At 61.6% G+C, this 15,701-nt stretch carries 12 protein-coding genes; 9 read left to right on the top strand and 3 right to left on the bottom strand.

From position 1 onward, the window contains the following. Positions 1–21 precede the first annotated feature (21 nt). The 8 genes from rpsR to B0W55_RS07470 all read left to right on the top strand — a co-directional run bounded on the left by rpsR (position 22) and on the right by B0W55_RS07470 (position 12,821). Entirely contained in the window at positions 22–252 is a 231-nt protein-coding gene (gene rpsR / locus B0W55_RS07505; RefSeq protein WP_002551829.1) for a 30S ribosomal protein S18, read from the top strand. A gap of 36 nt (positions 253–288) precedes the next feature. Continuing rightward, positions 289–1,182, top strand: coding sequence for a hypothetical protein (locus B0W55_RS07500; protein ID WP_077045380.1), 894 nt, complete (start codon positions 289–291; stop codon positions 1,180–1,182). Positions 1,183–1,201: 19 nt separating this feature from the next. Next, positions 1,202–1,648, top strand: coding sequence for a 50S ribosomal protein L9 (gene rplI, locus B0W55_RS07495; protein ID WP_007973276.1), 447 nt, complete (start codon positions 1,202–1,204; stop codon positions 1,646–1,648). A gap of 122 nt (positions 1,649–1,770) precedes the next feature. Continuing rightward, positions 1,771–3,168 carry a replicative DNA helicase gene (gene dnaB / locus B0W55_RS07490; RefSeq protein WP_077045379.1) on the top strand — a complete coding sequence of 466 codons (1,398 nt, stop codon included), beginning with the start codon at positions 1,771–1,773 and terminating at the stop codon, positions 3,166–3,168. Between the two features lie 255 nt (positions 3,169–3,423). Next, positions 3,424–5,727 (top strand): YgiQ family radical SAM protein, encoded by a 2,304-nt coding sequence (locus B0W55_RS07485; RefSeq protein WP_077045378.1) that lies wholly within the window; start codon positions 3,424–3,426, stop codon positions 5,725–5,727. Positions 5,728–6,080: 353 nt separating this feature from the next. After that, complete coding sequence (locus B0W55_RS07480) at positions 6,081–9,356, top strand: DUF2126 domain-containing protein (protein ID WP_077045377.1); 3,276 nt, start codon at positions 6,081–6,083, stop codon at positions 9,354–9,356. Positions 9,357–9,444: 88 nt separating this feature from the next. Continuing rightward, on the top strand, positions 9,445–11,931 hold the full coding sequence (locus tag B0W55_RS07475) for a circularly permuted type 2 ATP-grasp protein (RefSeq protein WP_077045376.1): 2,487 nt from the start codon (positions 9,445–9,447) through the stop codon (positions 11,929–11,931). Then, positions 11,931–12,821: a transglutaminase family protein gene (locus B0W55_RS07470; protein WP_077045375.1), complete on the top strand. Its 891-nt coding sequence runs from the start codon at positions 11,931–11,933 to the stop codon at positions 12,819–12,821. The genes B0W55_RS07475 and B0W55_RS07470 overlap by 1 nt, the downstream gene beginning before the upstream one ends. 224 nt (positions 12,822–13,045) lie before the next feature. Here B0W55_RS07470 and B0W55_RS07465 read toward each other — a convergent pair whose 3' ends face one another. After that, a complete protein-coding gene (locus B0W55_RS07465; RefSeq protein WP_077045374.1) occupies positions 13,046–13,237 on the bottom strand; it encodes a hypothetical protein in 192 nt (63 codons plus the stop codon). A gap of 68 nt (positions 13,238–13,305) precedes the next feature. Then, entirely contained in the window at positions 13,306–13,893 is a 588-nt protein-coding gene (locus B0W55_RS07460) for a TIGR00730 family Rossman fold protein (RefSeq protein ID WP_077045373.1), read from the bottom strand. A 344-nt stretch (positions 13,894–14,237) separates the two neighbouring features. On the opposite strand from B0W55_RS07460, the gene azu reads away from it, so the two are divergent. Continuing rightward, entirely contained in the window at positions 14,238–14,684 is a 447-nt protein-coding gene (gene azu / locus B0W55_RS07455) for an azurin (RefSeq protein WP_077045372.1), read from the top strand. Between the two features lie 175 nt (positions 14,685–14,859). On the opposite strand, the gene nadE is transcribed toward azu, so the two are convergent. Further along, entirely contained in the window at positions 14,860–15,687 is an 828-nt protein-coding gene (gene nadE / locus B0W55_RS07450; protein ID WP_077045371.1) for an ammonia-dependent NAD(+) synthetase, read from the bottom strand. Between the last annotated feature and the right edge of the window lie 14 nt (positions 15,688–15,701).

Raw genomic sequence — 15,701 nt, 5'->3', positions numbered from 1 at the left:
ACCTTTTAAGGAGCCTATCAAATGGCACGTTTCTTCCGTCGTCGTAAATTCTGCCGCTTCACCGCTGAAGACGTGAAAGAGATCGATTACAAAGATCTCAACACTCTGAAAGCCTACGTATCCGAGACCGGCAAAATCGTTCCAAGCCGCATCACCGGTACCAAAGCTCGTTATCAGCGTCAGCTGGCCACCGCTATCAAGCGCGCCCGCTTCCTGGCCCTGCTGGCCTACACCGACAGCCACGGCCGCTGAGACCGGGCAGTCGACACGTAGCAAAGGATTGAATGTATGCGTGCCTTAGCTGAGTTCATCATGCGGGGCCGTATGCAGGCCACTCTGGTAGTGGCCGGATGCGCGGCGTTGCCGTTGTTGTATTGGTTGGGTGCTGCCGCCGGATGCCTTGTGCTCCTGCGGCGCGGATTGAGGGACGCCCTGGGCGTTCTTGCTCTGGGACTGCTGCCGGCGTTGATCTGGTGGCTTTACTCCGACGACCCTCGGGCACTTCTGGTGCTGCTGGGGTCGGCGAGCCTTGCGTTGGTTTTGCGCGCAAGCGAGTCCTGGAACCGCGTGCTGCTGGTCAGCATAGCGATGGGAGTGGTGTTTTCAGTGGTGCTGGGGACGGCTTTTGGTCCTCAGATCGAGATGCTGGCGCAGGCGTTGATCAAGGTCATGCCGTCGCTACTCGGTCAGGTCTACCAGCAGATGTCGGTAGACGAGCAAGCGCGTTTCGCGGCCCTGATTGCACCTATCCTGACCGGCCTGATAGCGGCCTTGCTGCAAATCGTCAGTGTGCTGAGCCTGATTATCGGGCGCTACTGGCAGGCGTTGTTGTACAACCCCGGTGGTTTCGGTCGCGAGTTTCGCGCCGTCCGAATCCCGCTGGGGCCCGCGATGTTGCTGCTGGCGGGCATGGTTGTGACACCGAATTTCGGTGCCCAGATGTCCATGCTCGTGCCGTTGTGCAGTGTACCGCTGGTTTTCGCCGGGCTGGCCCTGATTCACGGGCTGGTGGCGCAAAAGCGACTGGCCAGGTTCTGGCTGGTGGGGTTGTACGTGACGCTGTTGCTGTTCATGCAACTGATCTATCCGTTGCTGGTGGTCCTGGCCATCGTCGACAGCCTGATTGATTTTCGCGGTCGTCTGGCGCCGAAAGACGCCGATAACGCGAACGGTGAAGGTTAAAAGTTAAGAGGATTTTCACATGCAACTGATCCTTCTGGAAAAAGTCACCAACCTGGGCAACCTGGGTGACAAAGTGAACGTTAAGGCTGGTTACGGTCGTAACTACCTGCTGCCTTACGGCAAAGCTACCGCTGCGACCCCAGCCAACCTGGCTGCGTTCGAAGAGCGTCGCGCTGAGCTGGAAAAAGCTGCAGCAGACCGTAAAGCATCGGCTGAAAGCCGCGCCGCCCAACTGGCTGAGCTGGAAGTGACTATCACTGCCACCGCTGGTGACGAAGGCAAGCTGTTCGGTTCGATCGGCACCCACGACATCGCTGATGCACTGACCGCCTCCGGCGTTGAAGTGCAGAAGAGCGAAGTTCGTCTGCCGAACGGCACCATCCGCAACGTAGGCGAATTCGACGTAGCCGTGCACCTGCACGCCGAAGTTGAAGCCACCGTACGCGTTGTCGTGGTAGCAGCTTAAGCAGCACTTGTCGGCTGGCACCCTCGGGTGCTTGCCGGTAACATCGGGCACGATCCTGTTTACAGGTCGTGCCCTTTGTCTTTCTGGTAACTCCCGATTTTAAATCCTGACTCCAAGTGGCCATGAACGAAATCTCCGCTCCCGAGCAATACGATCTGCAAACCGCCGCGCTGAAGGTGCCGCCGCATTCCATCGAAGCCGAACAGGCTGTGCTCGGTGGTCTGATGCTGGACAACAACGCCTGGGAACGCGTGCTCGATCAAGTCTCCGACGGCGATTTCTACCGACATGACCACCGCCTGATTTTCCGCGCGATCGCCAAACTGGCCGATCAGAACTCGCCGATCGACGTCGTGACCCTTGCCGAGCAATTGGACAAGGAAGGTCAGACCTCGCAGGTCGGTGGCCTGGGTTACCTTGGCGAACTGGCGAAAAACACGCCGTCGGTCGCCAACATCAAGGCCTACGCGCAAATCGTTCGCCAGCGCGCGACCCTGCGCCAACTGATCGGCATCAGCACTGAAATCGCCGACAGCGCCTTCAACCCGGAAGGTCGCACCGCTGAAGAAATCCTCGATGAAGCTGAACGGCAGATCTTCCAGATCGCTGAGGCCCGGCCAAAAACCGGCGGCCCGGTGGGCGTGAATGAACTGCTGACCAAAGCCATCGACCGTATCGACACCCTGTTCAACACCGACAACGCCATCACCGGCCTGTCCACCGGTTACACCGACCTCGACGAGAAGACCAGCGGCCTGCAACCGGCCGACTTGATCATCGTCGCCGGTCGTCCGTCCATGGGTAAGACCACCTTTGCGATGAACCTGGTGGAAAACGCCGTGCTGCGCAGCGAGAAGGCCGTACTGGTTTACTCGCTGGAAATGCCAGGCGAATCGCTGATCATGCGTATGCTTTCGTCCCTGGGCCGCATCGACCAGACCAAGGTCCGTTCCGGTCAGTTGGAAGACGACGATTGGCCGCGCCTGACCTCGGCGGTGAACCTGCTCAACGACCGCAAGCTGTTCATCGACGATACCGCCGGCATCAGCCCATCGGAAATGCGCGCCCGTACCCGACGCCTGGTGCGTGAGCACGGCGACGTTGGCCTGATCATGATCGACTACCTGCAACTGATGCAGATTCCGGGTTCCAGCGGCGACAACCGGACCAACGAGATTTCCGAGATTTCCCGGTCCCTCAAAGCCCTGGCCAAGGAATTCAACTGCCCGGTGGTGGCGCTGTCCCAGCTCAACCGCTCCCTGGAGCAACGGCCGAACAAGCGCCCGGTGAACTCCGACTTGCGCGAATCCGGAGCGATCGAGCAGGACGCCGACGTGATCATGTTCGTGTACCGCGACGAGGTGTATCACCCGGAAACCGAGCACAAGGGCATCGCCGAAATCATCATCGGCAAGCAGCGTAACGGCCCGATCGGCTTTATCCGCCTGGCGTTCATCGGTAAATACACCCGCTTCGAGAACCTCGCGCCGGGTAGCTATAACTTCGATGATGACGAGTAACTGTTGATGCAGGGCCCCTGTGGCGAGGGAGCTTGCTCCAGCAGGGCTGCGCAGCAGTCCTCATACCTGCGGCACCGCATTGCTGGTTTTGCGACTGCTGCGCAGTCGAGCGGAAGCAAGCTCCCTCGCCACAAGGGTTGGGCCACGCTCTGAGGGTGGCGCCGCAATTTCCGACCACAACCGTCGGAATTGATCAAAATTTGTGCTATATTCCGCGCCCGCGAAATTCAATGAAAGCCAACACCGGTTATCGACATGCAAGCAGCCAAGCCGTTATTTGACTATCCCAAGTACTGGGCCGAATGTTTCGGGCCGGCGCCGTTCCTGCCAATGAGCAGGGAGGAGATGGATCAGCTCGGCTGGGATTCCTGCGACATCATCATCGTCACCGGTGATGCCTACGTCGATCACCCGTCGTTCGGCATGGCGATCATCGGCCGGCTGCTGGAGTCCCAAGGCTTCCGCGTCGGGATCATTGCCCAGCCGAACTGGCAGTCCAAAGACGACTTCATGAAGCTCGGCGAGCCGAACTTGTTCTTCGGCGTCGCTGCCGGCAACATGGACTCGATGATCAACCGCTACACCGCCGACAAGAAAATCCGCTCCGACGACGCCTACACCCCCGGTGGCCTGGCGGGCAAACGTCCGGACCGCGCGAGCCTGGTCTACAGCCAGCGCTGCAAGGAAGCCTACAAGCACGTACCGATCGTGCTCGGCGGCATCGAGGCCTCCCTGCGCCGCATCGCCCACTACGACTACTGGCAGGACCGGGTGCGCAACTCGATCCTGATCGACGCCAGCGCCGACATCCTGCTCTACGGCAACGCCGAGCGTGCGATCGTCGAAGTCGCCCAGCGTCTGTCCTACGGCCACAAGATCGAAGACATCACCGATGTGCGCGGCACCGCGTTCATCCGTCGTGACACGCCCAAAGACTGGTACGAAGTCGATTCCACGCGCATCGACCGTCCGGGCAAGATCGACAAGATCATCAACCCGTACGTGAACACCCAGGACACCCAGGCCTGCGCCATCGAGCAAGAAAAAGGCCCGGTCGAGGACCCGCAGGAAGCCAAGGTCGTGCAGATCCTGGCCAGCCCGAAAATGACCCGCGACAAGACTGTGATTCGTCTGCCGTCGGTGGAGAAGGTCCGCAACGACGCCGTGCTCTACGCCCACGCCAACCGCGTGCTGCACCTGGAAACCAACCCGGGTAACGCCCGCGCGCTGGTGCAGAAGCATGGCGAAGTCGACGTCTGGTTCAACCCACCGCCCATTCCGATGACCACTGAAGAAATGGACTACGTGTTCGGCATGCCCTATGCGCGCGTTCCGCACCCGGCCTATGGCAAGGAGAAAATTCCTGCCTACGACATGATTCGTTTCTCGGTGAACATCATGCGTGGCTGCTTCGGCGGCTGCACCTTCTGCTCGATCACCGAGCACGAAGGGCGGATCATCCAGAACCGCTCCGAAGAATCGATCATTCGCGAAATCGAAGAAATTCGTGACAAGGTCCCCGGTTTTACCGGCGTGATCTCTGACCTCGGCGGCCCGACCGCGAACATGTATCGCATTGCCTGCAAGAGCCCGGAGATCGAATCCGCCTGCCGCAAGCCGTCCTGCGTGTTCCCGGGTATCTGTCCGAACCTGAACACCGACCACTCGTCGCTGATCCAGCTGTATCGCAGCGCCCGTGCCTTGCCGGGTGTGAAGAAAATCCTGATCGCTTCCGGCCTGCGCTACGACCTCGCGGTCGAGTCGCCGGAATACGTCAAGGAACTGGTGACCCACCACGTCGGTGGTTACCTGAAGATCGCCCCGGAACACACCGAGGAAGGTCCGCTCAACCAGATGATGAAACCGGGCATCGGCAGCTATGACAAGTTCAAGCGCATGTTCGAGAAATATTCGAAGGAAGCGGGCAAAGAGCAGTACCTGATTCCGTACTTCATCGCCGCCCACCCGGGCACCACCGACGAAGACATGATGAACCTGGCCCTGTGGCTCAAGGGCAACGGTTTCCGCGCCGACCAGGTGCAGGCGTTCTACCCGTCGCCGATGGCCACTGCCACTGCGATGTATCACTCGGGCAAGAACCCGCTGCGCAAAGTGACCTACAAGAGCGACGCGGTGACCATCGTCAAGAGCGAAGAGCAGCGTCGCCTGCACAAGGCGTTTCTGCGCTACCACGACCCGAAAGGCTGGCCGATGCTGCGTGAAGCGTTGACCCGCATGGGCCGCGCCGATCTGATCGGCCCGGGCAAGAATCAGTTGATCCCGTTGCACCAGCCGTCCACGGACAGTTACCAGAGCGCCCGTCGCAAGAACTCGACGCCGGCCGGCAGCCATAAAGTGGCGGGGGAAAAGACCACCAAGATCCTGACCCAGCACACCGGCCTGCCACCGCGCGCCAGCGATGGCGGCAACCCGTGGGACAAGCGCGAACAGGCCAAGGCGGCGGCATTCGCCCGCAACCAGCAGGCGGCCAAGGAGCGCAAGGATGCGGCCAAGGGCAAGGGACCCAAGCCTGCACGCAAGCCGGTCGTACCGCGCTGAACCTCGCTTGAGCTGAACAGAACGCCAACCTCCGGGTTGGCGTTGTGCTTTTTGAGCGTCAATCAATTCCATTGTGGCGAGGGCGCTTGCTTGTGGCGAGGGAGCTTGCTCCCGTTGGTCGCGAAGCGACCCTGAAAGCATACGTCTGCTTCGCAGCCGAGCGGGAGCAAGCGCCCTCGCCACAAAATCTCATCCTCGCGCCACAAATCCGTGCAACCCCTGCAAACCATTTTCCCGCATCGCCCGATTTTGGTGCTGTACTGCCTCCAGTAACCGGAGAAAGTGCCAAGACCGCCGGGTGGCATAAGTCTTGCGCGCTTTCCAATACGCTTAGGGCTCGCAGGAGGCACGCCGTGTCGATTCATGTCGCATTGCATCACGTCACGCATTACCGCTACGACCGCGCCGTCGAACTCGGTCCGCAGATCGTTCGTCTGCGCCCGGCCGCCCACAGCCGCACGCGGATACTGTCGTACGCGCTGAAAGTCTCGCCCGAGCAGCATTTCATCAACTGGCAACAGGACCCCCAGGGCAATTACCTGGCGCGGCTGGTGTTCCCGGAGAAAACCGATGAACTGCGCATCGAAGTCGACCTGCTGGCGGAAATGGCGATCTTCAATCCTTTCGACTTCTTCCTCGAACCCTACGCAGAAAAAATCCCCTTCACCTACGCCGCCGACGAGCGCAAGGAGCTGGCGCCGTACCTGGAAACCTTGCCCCTGACGCCGAAGTTCAAGGCCTATCTGGACGGCATCGACCGTACGCCACTGCCCACGGTGGATTTCCTCGTGGCGCTCAACCAGCGCCTGAGCGAAGACGTCGACTATCTGATCCGCATGGAACCGGGTGTACAAACCCCCGAGTACACCCTTGAACACACCTCCGGGTCGTGCCGGGATTCGGCGTGGCTGCTGGTGCAACTGCTGCGCAACCTCGGGTTGGCCGCCCGCTTCGTTTCGGGCTACCTGATTCAACTGACCGCTGACCAGAAAAGCCTCGACGGCCCTTCCGGCACTGAAGTGGACTTCACCGATCTGCACGCCTGGTGCGAGGTGTATTTGCCCGGTGCCGGCTGGATCGGCCTGGACGCCACCTCTGGGTTGTTTGCCGGTGAAGGACATATACCGTTGGCCTGTAGTCCCGATCCGTCCTCGGCGGCACCGATCAGTGGCCTGGTGGAACCTTGCGAGTGCGAATTCAGCCACGAAATGTCGGTAGAGCGGATTTGGGAAGCGCCACGGGTCACCAAGCCCTACAGCGAAGACCAGTGGCTGGCGATCCAGGCCCTTGGGCGGCAGATCGATGCCGACCTGCTTGAAGGCGATGTGCGCCTGACCATGGGCGGCGAGCCGACGTTCGTGTCCATCGATGACCCTGACGGTGCCGAGTGGAACACCGCGGCACTGGGGCCGGACAAGCGTCGCCTGTCCGCCGAGCTGTTCCAGCGCATGCGCAAACGCTACGCCCCGCACGGCCTGGTGCACTTCGGCCAGGGCAAGTGGTACCCGGGTGAGCAGCTTCCACGCTGGTCCCTCAATTGCTATTGGCGCCGCGACGGCGTGCCGATCTGGCACAACAGCGCGCTGATTGCCGATGAACAGCAGGACTACGGTGCCGATGGCGAATTAGCCGGGCGTTTTCTGGCGAGCGTGGCCGAACGTCTGAAAATTCCGACACGCTTCGTGTTCCCGGCCTACGAAGACAATTTCTATTACCTGTGGCGCGAAGGCACCTTGCCGCAGAACGTCAGCGCCGAAGACTCGCGTCTTGAGGAGCCGCTGGAGCGTGCACGCCTGCGCAAAGTCTTCAGCCAGGGCCTGGACAAGGTCATTGGCCAAGTGCTGCCGCTGGCGCGTACCGCCAAGGGTGATCAATGGCAGAGCGGGCGCTGGTACCTGCGGGATGATCATTGCCGGCTGGTGCCAGGGGATTCACCACTGGGCTATCGGCTGCCCCTCGGTTCGCAGCCTTGGGTGAAAGCGGCGGAGTACCCGTTCATTCATCCCCGGGACCCGAATCAGGATTTCCCCGAGCTGCCCGACACGGCGCAACTCCAGAGCCAAGGCACTGCCGCCGTTGCCGATGAGCGCGTTCCCAGGATCGATGAGTCCGCCGACTGGCTGACCCGCACGGCGTTCTGTGCCGAAGCGCGGGAGGGTCGCCTGTACCTGTTCATGCCGCCGCTGGAGCGGGTCGAGGACTATCTGGAGCTGGTCGCAGCCATCGAAGCCACCGCCGAAGAATTGCATTGCCCGATCCTGCTCGAAGGCTATGAACCACCGAGCGATCCACGCCTGAGCAACTTCCGTATCACCCCGGACCCTGGCGTGATCGAAGTCAACGTGCAGCCGTCCGCGACCTGGGATGAGCTGGTCGAGCGCACCGAATTTCTTTACGAAGAAGCGCGCCAGACCCGACTGACCACCGAGAAATTTCTGATCGATGGCCGCCACACCGGCACCGGCGGCGGTAACCATTTCGTGCTCGGTGGTGCGACTCCGGCTGACTCACCCTTTCTGCGACGCCCGGATCTGCTGCGCAGCCTGATCAGTTACTGGCATAACCACCCGTCATTGTCCTACCTGTTCTCCGGATTGTTCATCGGCCCGACCTCCCAGGCGCCACGGATCGACGAGGCGCGCAATGATTCGCTGTATGAGCTGGAAATCGCCTTCGCGCAGATGCCGCCGCCGGGCGAGGAATGCCCGCCGTGGCGGGTGGACCGATTGCTGCGCAACCTGCTGATCGACGTCACCGGCAACACCCATCGCGCCGAATTCTGCATCGACAAACTGTATTCCCCTGACGGCGCTACCGGCCGCCTGGGCCTGCTCGAATTGCGTGCTTTTGAAATGCCTCCCCACGCGCGCATGAGCCTGGCCCAGCAATTGTTGCTGCGGGCGTTGGTCGCGCGGTTCTGGCGCGAGCCTTATGCACCGCCGAAGCTGGCGCGCTGGGGCACGGAGCTGCATGACCGCTTCCTGTTGCCGCATTTCATCGAGCAGGATTTCGCCGATGTCATCGTCGACCTCAACGCCGCCGGTTATCCGGTGCGGGCCGAGTGGTTCGCGGCGCACCTCGAATTCCGCTTTCCCAAGGTGGGCGATTACGCCGTCAGTGGCATTGCCCTGGAGCTGCGTCAGGCCCTTGAGCCGTGGCATGTGCTGGGCGAGGAGGGCGCGGTCGGTGGCACCGTGCGTTATGTGGATTCGTCACTGGAACGCTTGCAGGTCAAGCTCAGCGGTCTGCCGCCGCAACGTTACCTGCTGACCTGTAACGGTATCCCGGTGCCGTTGCAGCCCACCGGGCGTGCAGGCGAATTCGTCGCCGGTGTGAGATTTCGCGCCTGGCAACCGGCCAATTGTCTGCACCCGACCATCCCGGTCCACGCGCCGCTGGTGTTCGACCTGCTCGACACCTGGATGGGTCGTTCACTGGGCGGCTGCCAATACCACGTCGCCCATCCGGGCGGGCGCAATTACGAGACCTTGCCGGTAAACGCCAATGAAGCCGAGAGCCGACGCATGGCGCGTTTCTTCCGCATCGGGCACACGCCGGGGAAACTGCCCATCCCGATGCTGGACGTCAGCGATGAGTTGCCGATGACACTCGATTTGCGACGTTTCTAAACCGTACGCGACGCCCGGATCTTTCGTCTATCCGGGCGTCATGAGCCTGCGTTAGTCTGACCGTTCCTTGCTGTCTGCCGAGCTTTCCATGCCTGACCTGCTAGACCGCTACCCGCTGACAGCGGGCACCTATCACGAACTGCTCGACGACAGTGGCGCCGTGCGCCCGCACTGGCGGCGGCTGTTCGATCAGTTGCAGCGCAGCACGCCTGCACAACTGATGCAGCGTCAGGCGCTGCTGACCCGGCAGATCCAGGAAAATGGCGTGACTTATAACGTCTACGCCGACCCCAAGGGCGCAGATCGGCCCTGGGAGCTGGACCTGCTGCCCCATGTCATCGCTGCCGATGAGTGGGCGCAGTTGTCTGCCGGCATCGCCCAGCGCGCCCGTTTGCTCAATGCGGTGTTGGCCGACCTTTACGGTCCGCAGCGCCTGATTACCGAAGGTTTGCTGCCGGCGGAGCTGGTGTTCGGCCACAACAACTTCCTCTGGCCCTGTCAGGGCATCAACCCGCCGGACGGGGCCTTTCTGCACCTGTATGCCGTGGATCTGGCGCGCACGCCCGATGGTCGCTGGTGGGTGACGGCAGACCGCACACAGGCGCCGTCCGGTGCCGGTTATGCCCTGGAAAACCGCACCATCGTGTCCCGGGCGTTTCCGGAGTTGTACCGCGATTTGAAGGTGCAGCACCTGGCCGGCTTCTTCCGCACGCTTCAGGAAACCTTGGCGCGCCAAGCCCCCAGCGATGCAGAAGCGCCGCTGGTGGTGCTGCTGACGCCGGGTCGTTTCAACGAGAGTTATTTCGAGCACCTGTACCTGGCGCGCCAGCTCGGTTATCCGTTGGTGGAGGGCGGCGACCTGACGGTGCGCGACGCCACGGTGTACCTGAAAACGCTGAGTGGTCTGCGCCGGGTCCACGCGATCATGCGTCGGCTCGACGACGATTTCTGCGATCCGCTGGAACTGCGCACCGATTCGGCATTGGGCGTGCCGGGCCTGCTGGAAGCGGTGCGACAGGGGCGGGTGCTGGTGGCCAATGCCCTGGGCAGCGGCGTACTGGAATCGCCGGGCCTGCTGGGCTTCCTGCCGAAGATCAATCAGTTCCTGTTCGGCGAAGACTTGATTCTGCCGTCCATCGCCACCTGGTGGTGCGGCGAAGCCCCGGTTTTGGCTCAGGCGCTGGAAAAATTGCCGGAGTTGCTGATCAAACCGGCATTTCCGTCCCAAAGCTTCGCGCCAGTGTTTGGCCGTGACTTGAGTGAAAAACAGCGCCATTCCCTCGCCGAGCGCATGCAGGCGCGTCCTTATGCCTATGTCGCGCAAGAATTGGCCCAGTTGTCCCAGGCGCCGATCTGGCAGGCCGAGGCCAGTCAATTGCAACCACGGGCCATTGGCATGCGCGTATACGCGGTGGCCAGCCGCGACGGCTATCGAGTGTTGCCCGGTGGCCTGACCCGTGTGGCGGCCGACGCCGATGCCGAAGTGGTGTCGATGCAACGTGGCGGCGCGAGCAAGGACACTTGGGTGCTCGGCGATCGCCCGCCCAGCGGCGAACAATGGAAAGCCCAGCGCAACATTGGCGTGCACGACCTGGTACGCCGCGATCCCTACCTGCCGTCGCGGGTGGTGGAAAACCTGTTCTGGTTCGGCCGTTACTGCGAGCGCTGCGATGACAGTGCGCGCTTGCTGCGCATCATGCTGGCGCGTTACGTCGACGGTGATGACCCTCAGGCACTGCAGGCCGCCGTCGAGCTTGGCGAACGACTGATGCTGCTACCCGATGAGGGCGAGCTGCCGGAGCGCCTGTTGGCCGCGATTCTGGGCGATGACTGGCCGTTCAGCCTGCGCTCCAACCTGCAACGCTTGCAGTGGGCGGCTTCGCAGGTGCGCGGCAAGCTCTCGCGGGAAAACTGGCAGGCGCTGGTGGAGTTGCAGCGTGAAGCCATCGAGCTGGAAACCGAAGAGCCGGATTTTGGCCAATTGCTGGATTTCCTTAACCGTCTGGTGATGTCCCTGGCGGCGTTGTCCGGGTTTGCCCTCGACGACATGACCCGGGACGAAGGCTGGCGCTTCTTGATGATCGGCCGGCGCATCGAGCGTCTGCAGTTTCTCAGCGGCAGCCTGGCGGCGTTTCTGCGCGGCGCCGGGGCGTACGATCAGGCCGGTCTGGAGTGGTTGCTGGAGCTGGGCAACAGCAGCATCACCTATCGCTCGCGTTACCTGGCGGTGGCGCAATTGATCCCGGTGCTCGATCTGCTGCTGCTCGACGAGCAGAACCCTCACGCCGTGCTGTTCCAGCTGAAACTGGTGACCCGCACCCTCAAGCGTCTGAACGACGACTTTGCTGCCCCGAGAGAAGCCGGCCTGGCGCAATTGATCGAGCGATTGGCACGGTTCGATCTCGGCTGTCTGGAGAACCCGTTGTTCGGCGAGGCCAGCGTGCGCGCAGCCCTCGAAGGCCTGGCGGATCTGCTGCAACAGATCGCCGAAGCCAGCGGGCAAGTGTCCGATCGCCTTGCCTTGCGTCACTTTGCCCACGTCGATGATGTCAGCCAGCGCACGGTGTCCGTCTGATGAGCGCTCGATACCAGATCTTCCACGACACCCATTATCACTATGACAGCCCGGTGTCCCTGGCTCAGCAATTGGCGCACCTGTGGCCGCGGGACTGCGGCTGGCAGCGCTGTACCGAACGGCAGTTGCAGATCAGCCCGGACCCGACATCGCGCCGTGATGAGCAGGATGTGTTCGGCAACCCGCTGACCCGGCTGGCGTTCGAACGCCCCCATGACGAGTTGCTGGTCAACGCGAGCCTGACGATCGAGGTGCTGCACCGGCCTGTACCTGACTTCACGTTGTCTCCCGCCTGGGAAGACACCCGCAACGCGCTGACCTACAGCAGCCAGCCGCTTTCACCGCAGTTGCTGGAGGCCTGTCGTTATCGATTCGAATCGCCCTACGTGCATTTGAAACGCAACTTCGTCGAGTTTTCCGAAAGCTGCTTTCCTGCGGGGCGCTCGCTGTTGCTGGGCGTGCAGGCGCTGATGGAGAAAATCTTCAGCGAGTTCACCTTCGACGCAGAGGCGACCCAGGTGGCGACGCCATTGGTGGAAGTGTTGGAGCGTCGGCGCGGGGTCTGCCAGGACTTTGCCCATCTGATGCTCGCCTGTGTGCGCTCCCGGGGCCTGGCGGCGCGATACATCAGCGGTTATCTACTGACCCAGCCGCCCCCGGGCCAGCCAAGGCTGATCGGTGCCGATGCATCCCACGCCTGGGTGTCGGTGTATTGCCCGGTGTCGGGCTGGGTCGACTTCGATCCGACCAACAACGTGCAGCCGGCACTGGAGCACATCACCCTGGCCTGGGGCCGGGATTTTTCCGATGTCTCGCCGCTGCGCGGGGTGATCCTGGGCGGCGGTAACCACGACCCGGAAGTCCGGGTCACCGTCATGCCACTGGGGTAATGAAGATCTTAATGTGGGAGCGGGCTTGCTCGCGAAAGCGCAATGTCAGGCAACTTCATTGTTGAATCTGAAACCGCTTTCGCGAGCAAGCCCGCTCCCACAAAGGGTATGTGCGTTCATTCAAGAAAGGGGGAGGCAGGTTGGGCTGTGAGGGTCAGCAAAGGTGCCGCTGACCCTGGACACAGATCCGGTGGGCCCGATCGATTCATCCGGCCCGGAGGGTCTCAGGCGTCGGGCGCCTGGTCTTTCGGTGCTTCAACATCATCTTGCGCCGCCACTTCACCGTCTGCATCCGGGTTCAGTGCTGCTGCATCTTCTTCAGCCATCGCTTTCTTGCGCTGAAGCTTTTCCTCTTTCTTCTGCTCCTTGGCCAAGTCACGCTGACGTTTGGCGAAGGAATAATTGGGTTTAGCCATGGGCGATCCTCTGGGGTCGAAGGTGAGGTTGAGCGGCGCGTATTCTGCCCTGTATCGGTGTCGAGTCGTTAGTCGGGTTTTTGCTCGACCCACTTGGGCAGTACGCTGGGTTGCCAGCTGTCGAGGGCATCGAGCAGCGTTTGCGGCGATTCGCTCACTTGCAGCATGTCACGGTGAGGCCCGCGAACGAAGCCTTCGCCGACGATGTGATCGAGAAAACCGGTGAGTTTGTCGTAGAAACCGTTCACTTCCAGCAGGCCCAGGGGTTTGCCGTGGTAGCCCAGTTGGCCCCAGGTCCAGACTTCGAACAGTTCTTCCAGGGTGCCCAGGCCGCCGGGCAGGGCGATGAACGCGTCACTGAGTTCGGCCATACGCGCCTTGCGCGCATGCATGCCGTCGACCACTTCCAGCCGGGTCAGGCCGCTGTGACCGATTTCCTTGTCCTTGAGGCTTTGCGGGATGATGCCGATGACTTCGCCGCCGGCCGCCAGCGCGGCGTCAGCCACGATGCCCATCAGGCCCACGGCACCGCCGCCATAGACCAGGGTCAGCTTGCGCTCGGCCAATGCCTGGCCCAGGGCCACGGCCGCTTCGCGATACGCCGGGTGGGTGCCGGTGCTGGCACCACAAAATACACACACGGATGTTAAAGACATGCCTTGCTCCAAGGTCGATCAGGGCCACAGAGTAAAGGCATGCACGCGACGCTCCAAGGGCTAAACTTCCCGCTTGGGCGTTTCAAAGGTGCCGCTGGCGCCACAGGCATAGGCGGCAAGCAGGCTGCACAACAGGCTATTGAGGGACATGACAGACGCTCCAATGAAGTGATGACGGTCTGATCATAGGGCCGGGCCAGACGCCTGGCTGGTTGATTGTCTCGATGAGGGTGATAGCTCAGAAGTTGTATACAATTTTTGATTCAAGTCATATGAACTTGCGAAGTTTTCAGGCAGTCTTCTGTCCATTCGCACTTCCGATAACCCTGCCTTGGAGATTCACCATGTTTGCCAAACTCGTTGCGGTATCCCTGTTGACACTGGCCAGCAGCCAATTGATGGCTGCGGAATGCAAAACCACCGTTGACTCCACCGACCAGATGTCCTTCAACACCAAGGCCATCGAAATCGACAAGAGCTGCAAGACTTTCACCGTCGAACTGACCCACTCCGGCAGCCTGCCGAAGAACGTCATGGGCCATAACTGGGTGCTGAGCAAAGAAGCCGACATGCAGCCGATCGCCACCGATGGCCTGGCCGCCGGTATCGACAAGAACTACCTCAAGGACGGCGATGCCCGCATCATCGCGCACACCAAGATCATCGGCGCCAACGAGACCGACTCGGTGACCTTCGATGTCTCCAAGCTCGATGCCAACGAAAAATACGGTTTCTTCTGCTCGTTCCCGGGCCACATCTCGATGATGAAAGGCACTGTGACGCTGAAGTAAGCAGGCTCACCGCGTCATCGTTCTTCGCGAGCAAGCCCGCTCCCACAAGGATGACGCGATCCACTGTGGGAGCGGGCTTGCTCGCGAAGAGGCCGGTAGCATCGCGAAATGTTCCGGCCAAAGAAAAGCCCGCTGAAGTTCAACCCTTCAGCGGGCTTTTTCTTTTAGTCACACCTTAAGGCGTGAACGGCATCACGCGTTTGTGATGGGTCTTGTTGTAGGTGTCGACGATGATCTTGAACGCGTCCTCGCGCACCGGGTTGCCGTGCAGGAAGGCGTCGATCTCGGCGTAAGTCACGCCGTGGGAGGCTTCGTCCGGTTTGCCGGGGGACAAGTCTTCAAGATCGGCAGTCGGGACCTTCTCGACCAGGGATTCCGGCGCGCCGAAGCTGCGGGCAATCGCCCGGACCTGATTTTTCACCAGACCGCTGAGCGGCGCCAGGTCGCAGGCGCCATCACCGAACTTGGTGAAAAAACCCATGACCGCTTCCGCCGCGTGATCGGTGCCGATCACCAGACCATGGGCCGCGCCGGCGATGGTGTACTGGGCGACCATGCGCATCCGCGCCTTGGTGTTGCCGAGCACGAAGTCCACCGACACCGCATGCTTGCCTTCGAACGCCGCGACTTCATTGGCCAAGGCCTTGACGGCCGGGCCGATGTTCACGGTGTGGCGCTCATCGGGCTTGATGAAATCCACTGAGGCCTGGGCATCGTGTTCATCGAACTGGGTCTCGTACGGCAGGCGCACGGCGATGAACTTGTAGTTGCCGTCGCCGGTACGCTGGCGAAGTTCACGCATGGCGCGCTGGGCCAGCAGGCCGGCGGTCAGGGAATCGACGCCGCCGCTGATGCCGAGCACCAGGGTCTTGAGCCCGGAGTTGACCAGGCAGTCCTGAATGAAGGTGATCCGCCGGGCGACTTCCGCCTCCAGGGCGGCCTCGTCGGCGAACGGCGGTTGGACATTGAGCTGTTCAGCAATCTCACGCTGTACGGCTTGCATGAATTCACTCCTTG

Origin of the sequence: Pseudomonas sp. KK4, from assembly GCF_001984065.1 — a bacterium.
Lineage (GTDB): Bacteria > Pseudomonadota > Gammaproteobacteria > Pseudomonadales > Pseudomonadaceae > Aquipseudomonas.
This window is presented reverse-complemented; position numbering and strand designations above follow the sequence as displayed.

What these genes read in the sequence shown, in the direction of transcription:
- B0W55_RS07485 (WP_077045378.1), top strand. Translation starts at nt 3,424, where the DNA reads ATGCAAGCAGCCAAGCCGTTATTTGACTATCCCAAGTACTGGGCCGAA.
- B0W55_RS07475 (WP_077045376.1), top strand. Translation starts at nt 9,445, where the DNA reads ATGCCTGACCTGCTAGACCGCTACCCGCTGACAGCGGGCACCTATCAC.
- dnaB (WP_077045379.1), top strand. Translation starts at nt 1,771, where the DNA reads ATGAACGAAATCTCCGCTCCCGAGCAATACGATCTGCAAACCGCCGCG.
- B0W55_RS07470 (WP_077045375.1), top strand. Translation starts at nt 11,931, where the DNA reads ATGAGCGCTCGATACCAGATCTTCCACGACACCCATTATCACTATGAC.
- rplI (WP_007973276.1), top strand. Translation starts at nt 1,202, where the DNA reads ATGCAACTGATCCTTCTGGAAAAAGTCACCAACCTGGGCAACCTGGGT.
- rpsR (WP_002551829.1), top strand. Translation starts at nt 22, where the DNA reads ATGGCACGTTTCTTCCGTCGTCGTAAATTCTGCCGCTTCACCGCTGAA.
- B0W55_RS07500 (WP_077045380.1), top strand. Translation starts at nt 289, where the DNA reads ATGCGTGCCTTAGCTGAGTTCATCATGCGGGGCCGTATGCAGGCCACT.
- B0W55_RS07465 (WP_077045374.1), bottom strand. Translation starts at nt 13,237, where the DNA reads ATGGCTAAACCCAATTATTCCTTCGCCAAACGTCAGCGTGACTTGGCC.
- azu (WP_077045372.1), top strand. Translation starts at nt 14,238, where the DNA reads ATGTTTGCCAAACTCGTTGCGGTATCCCTGTTGACACTGGCCAGCAGC.
- B0W55_RS07460 (WP_077045373.1), bottom strand. Translation starts at nt 13,893, where the DNA reads ATGTCTTTAACATCCGTGTGTGTATTTTGTGGTGCCAGCACCGGCACC.
- nadE (WP_077045371.1), bottom strand. Translation starts at nt 15,687, where the DNA reads ATGCAAGCCGTACAGCGTGAGATTGCTGAACAGCTCAATGTCCAACCG.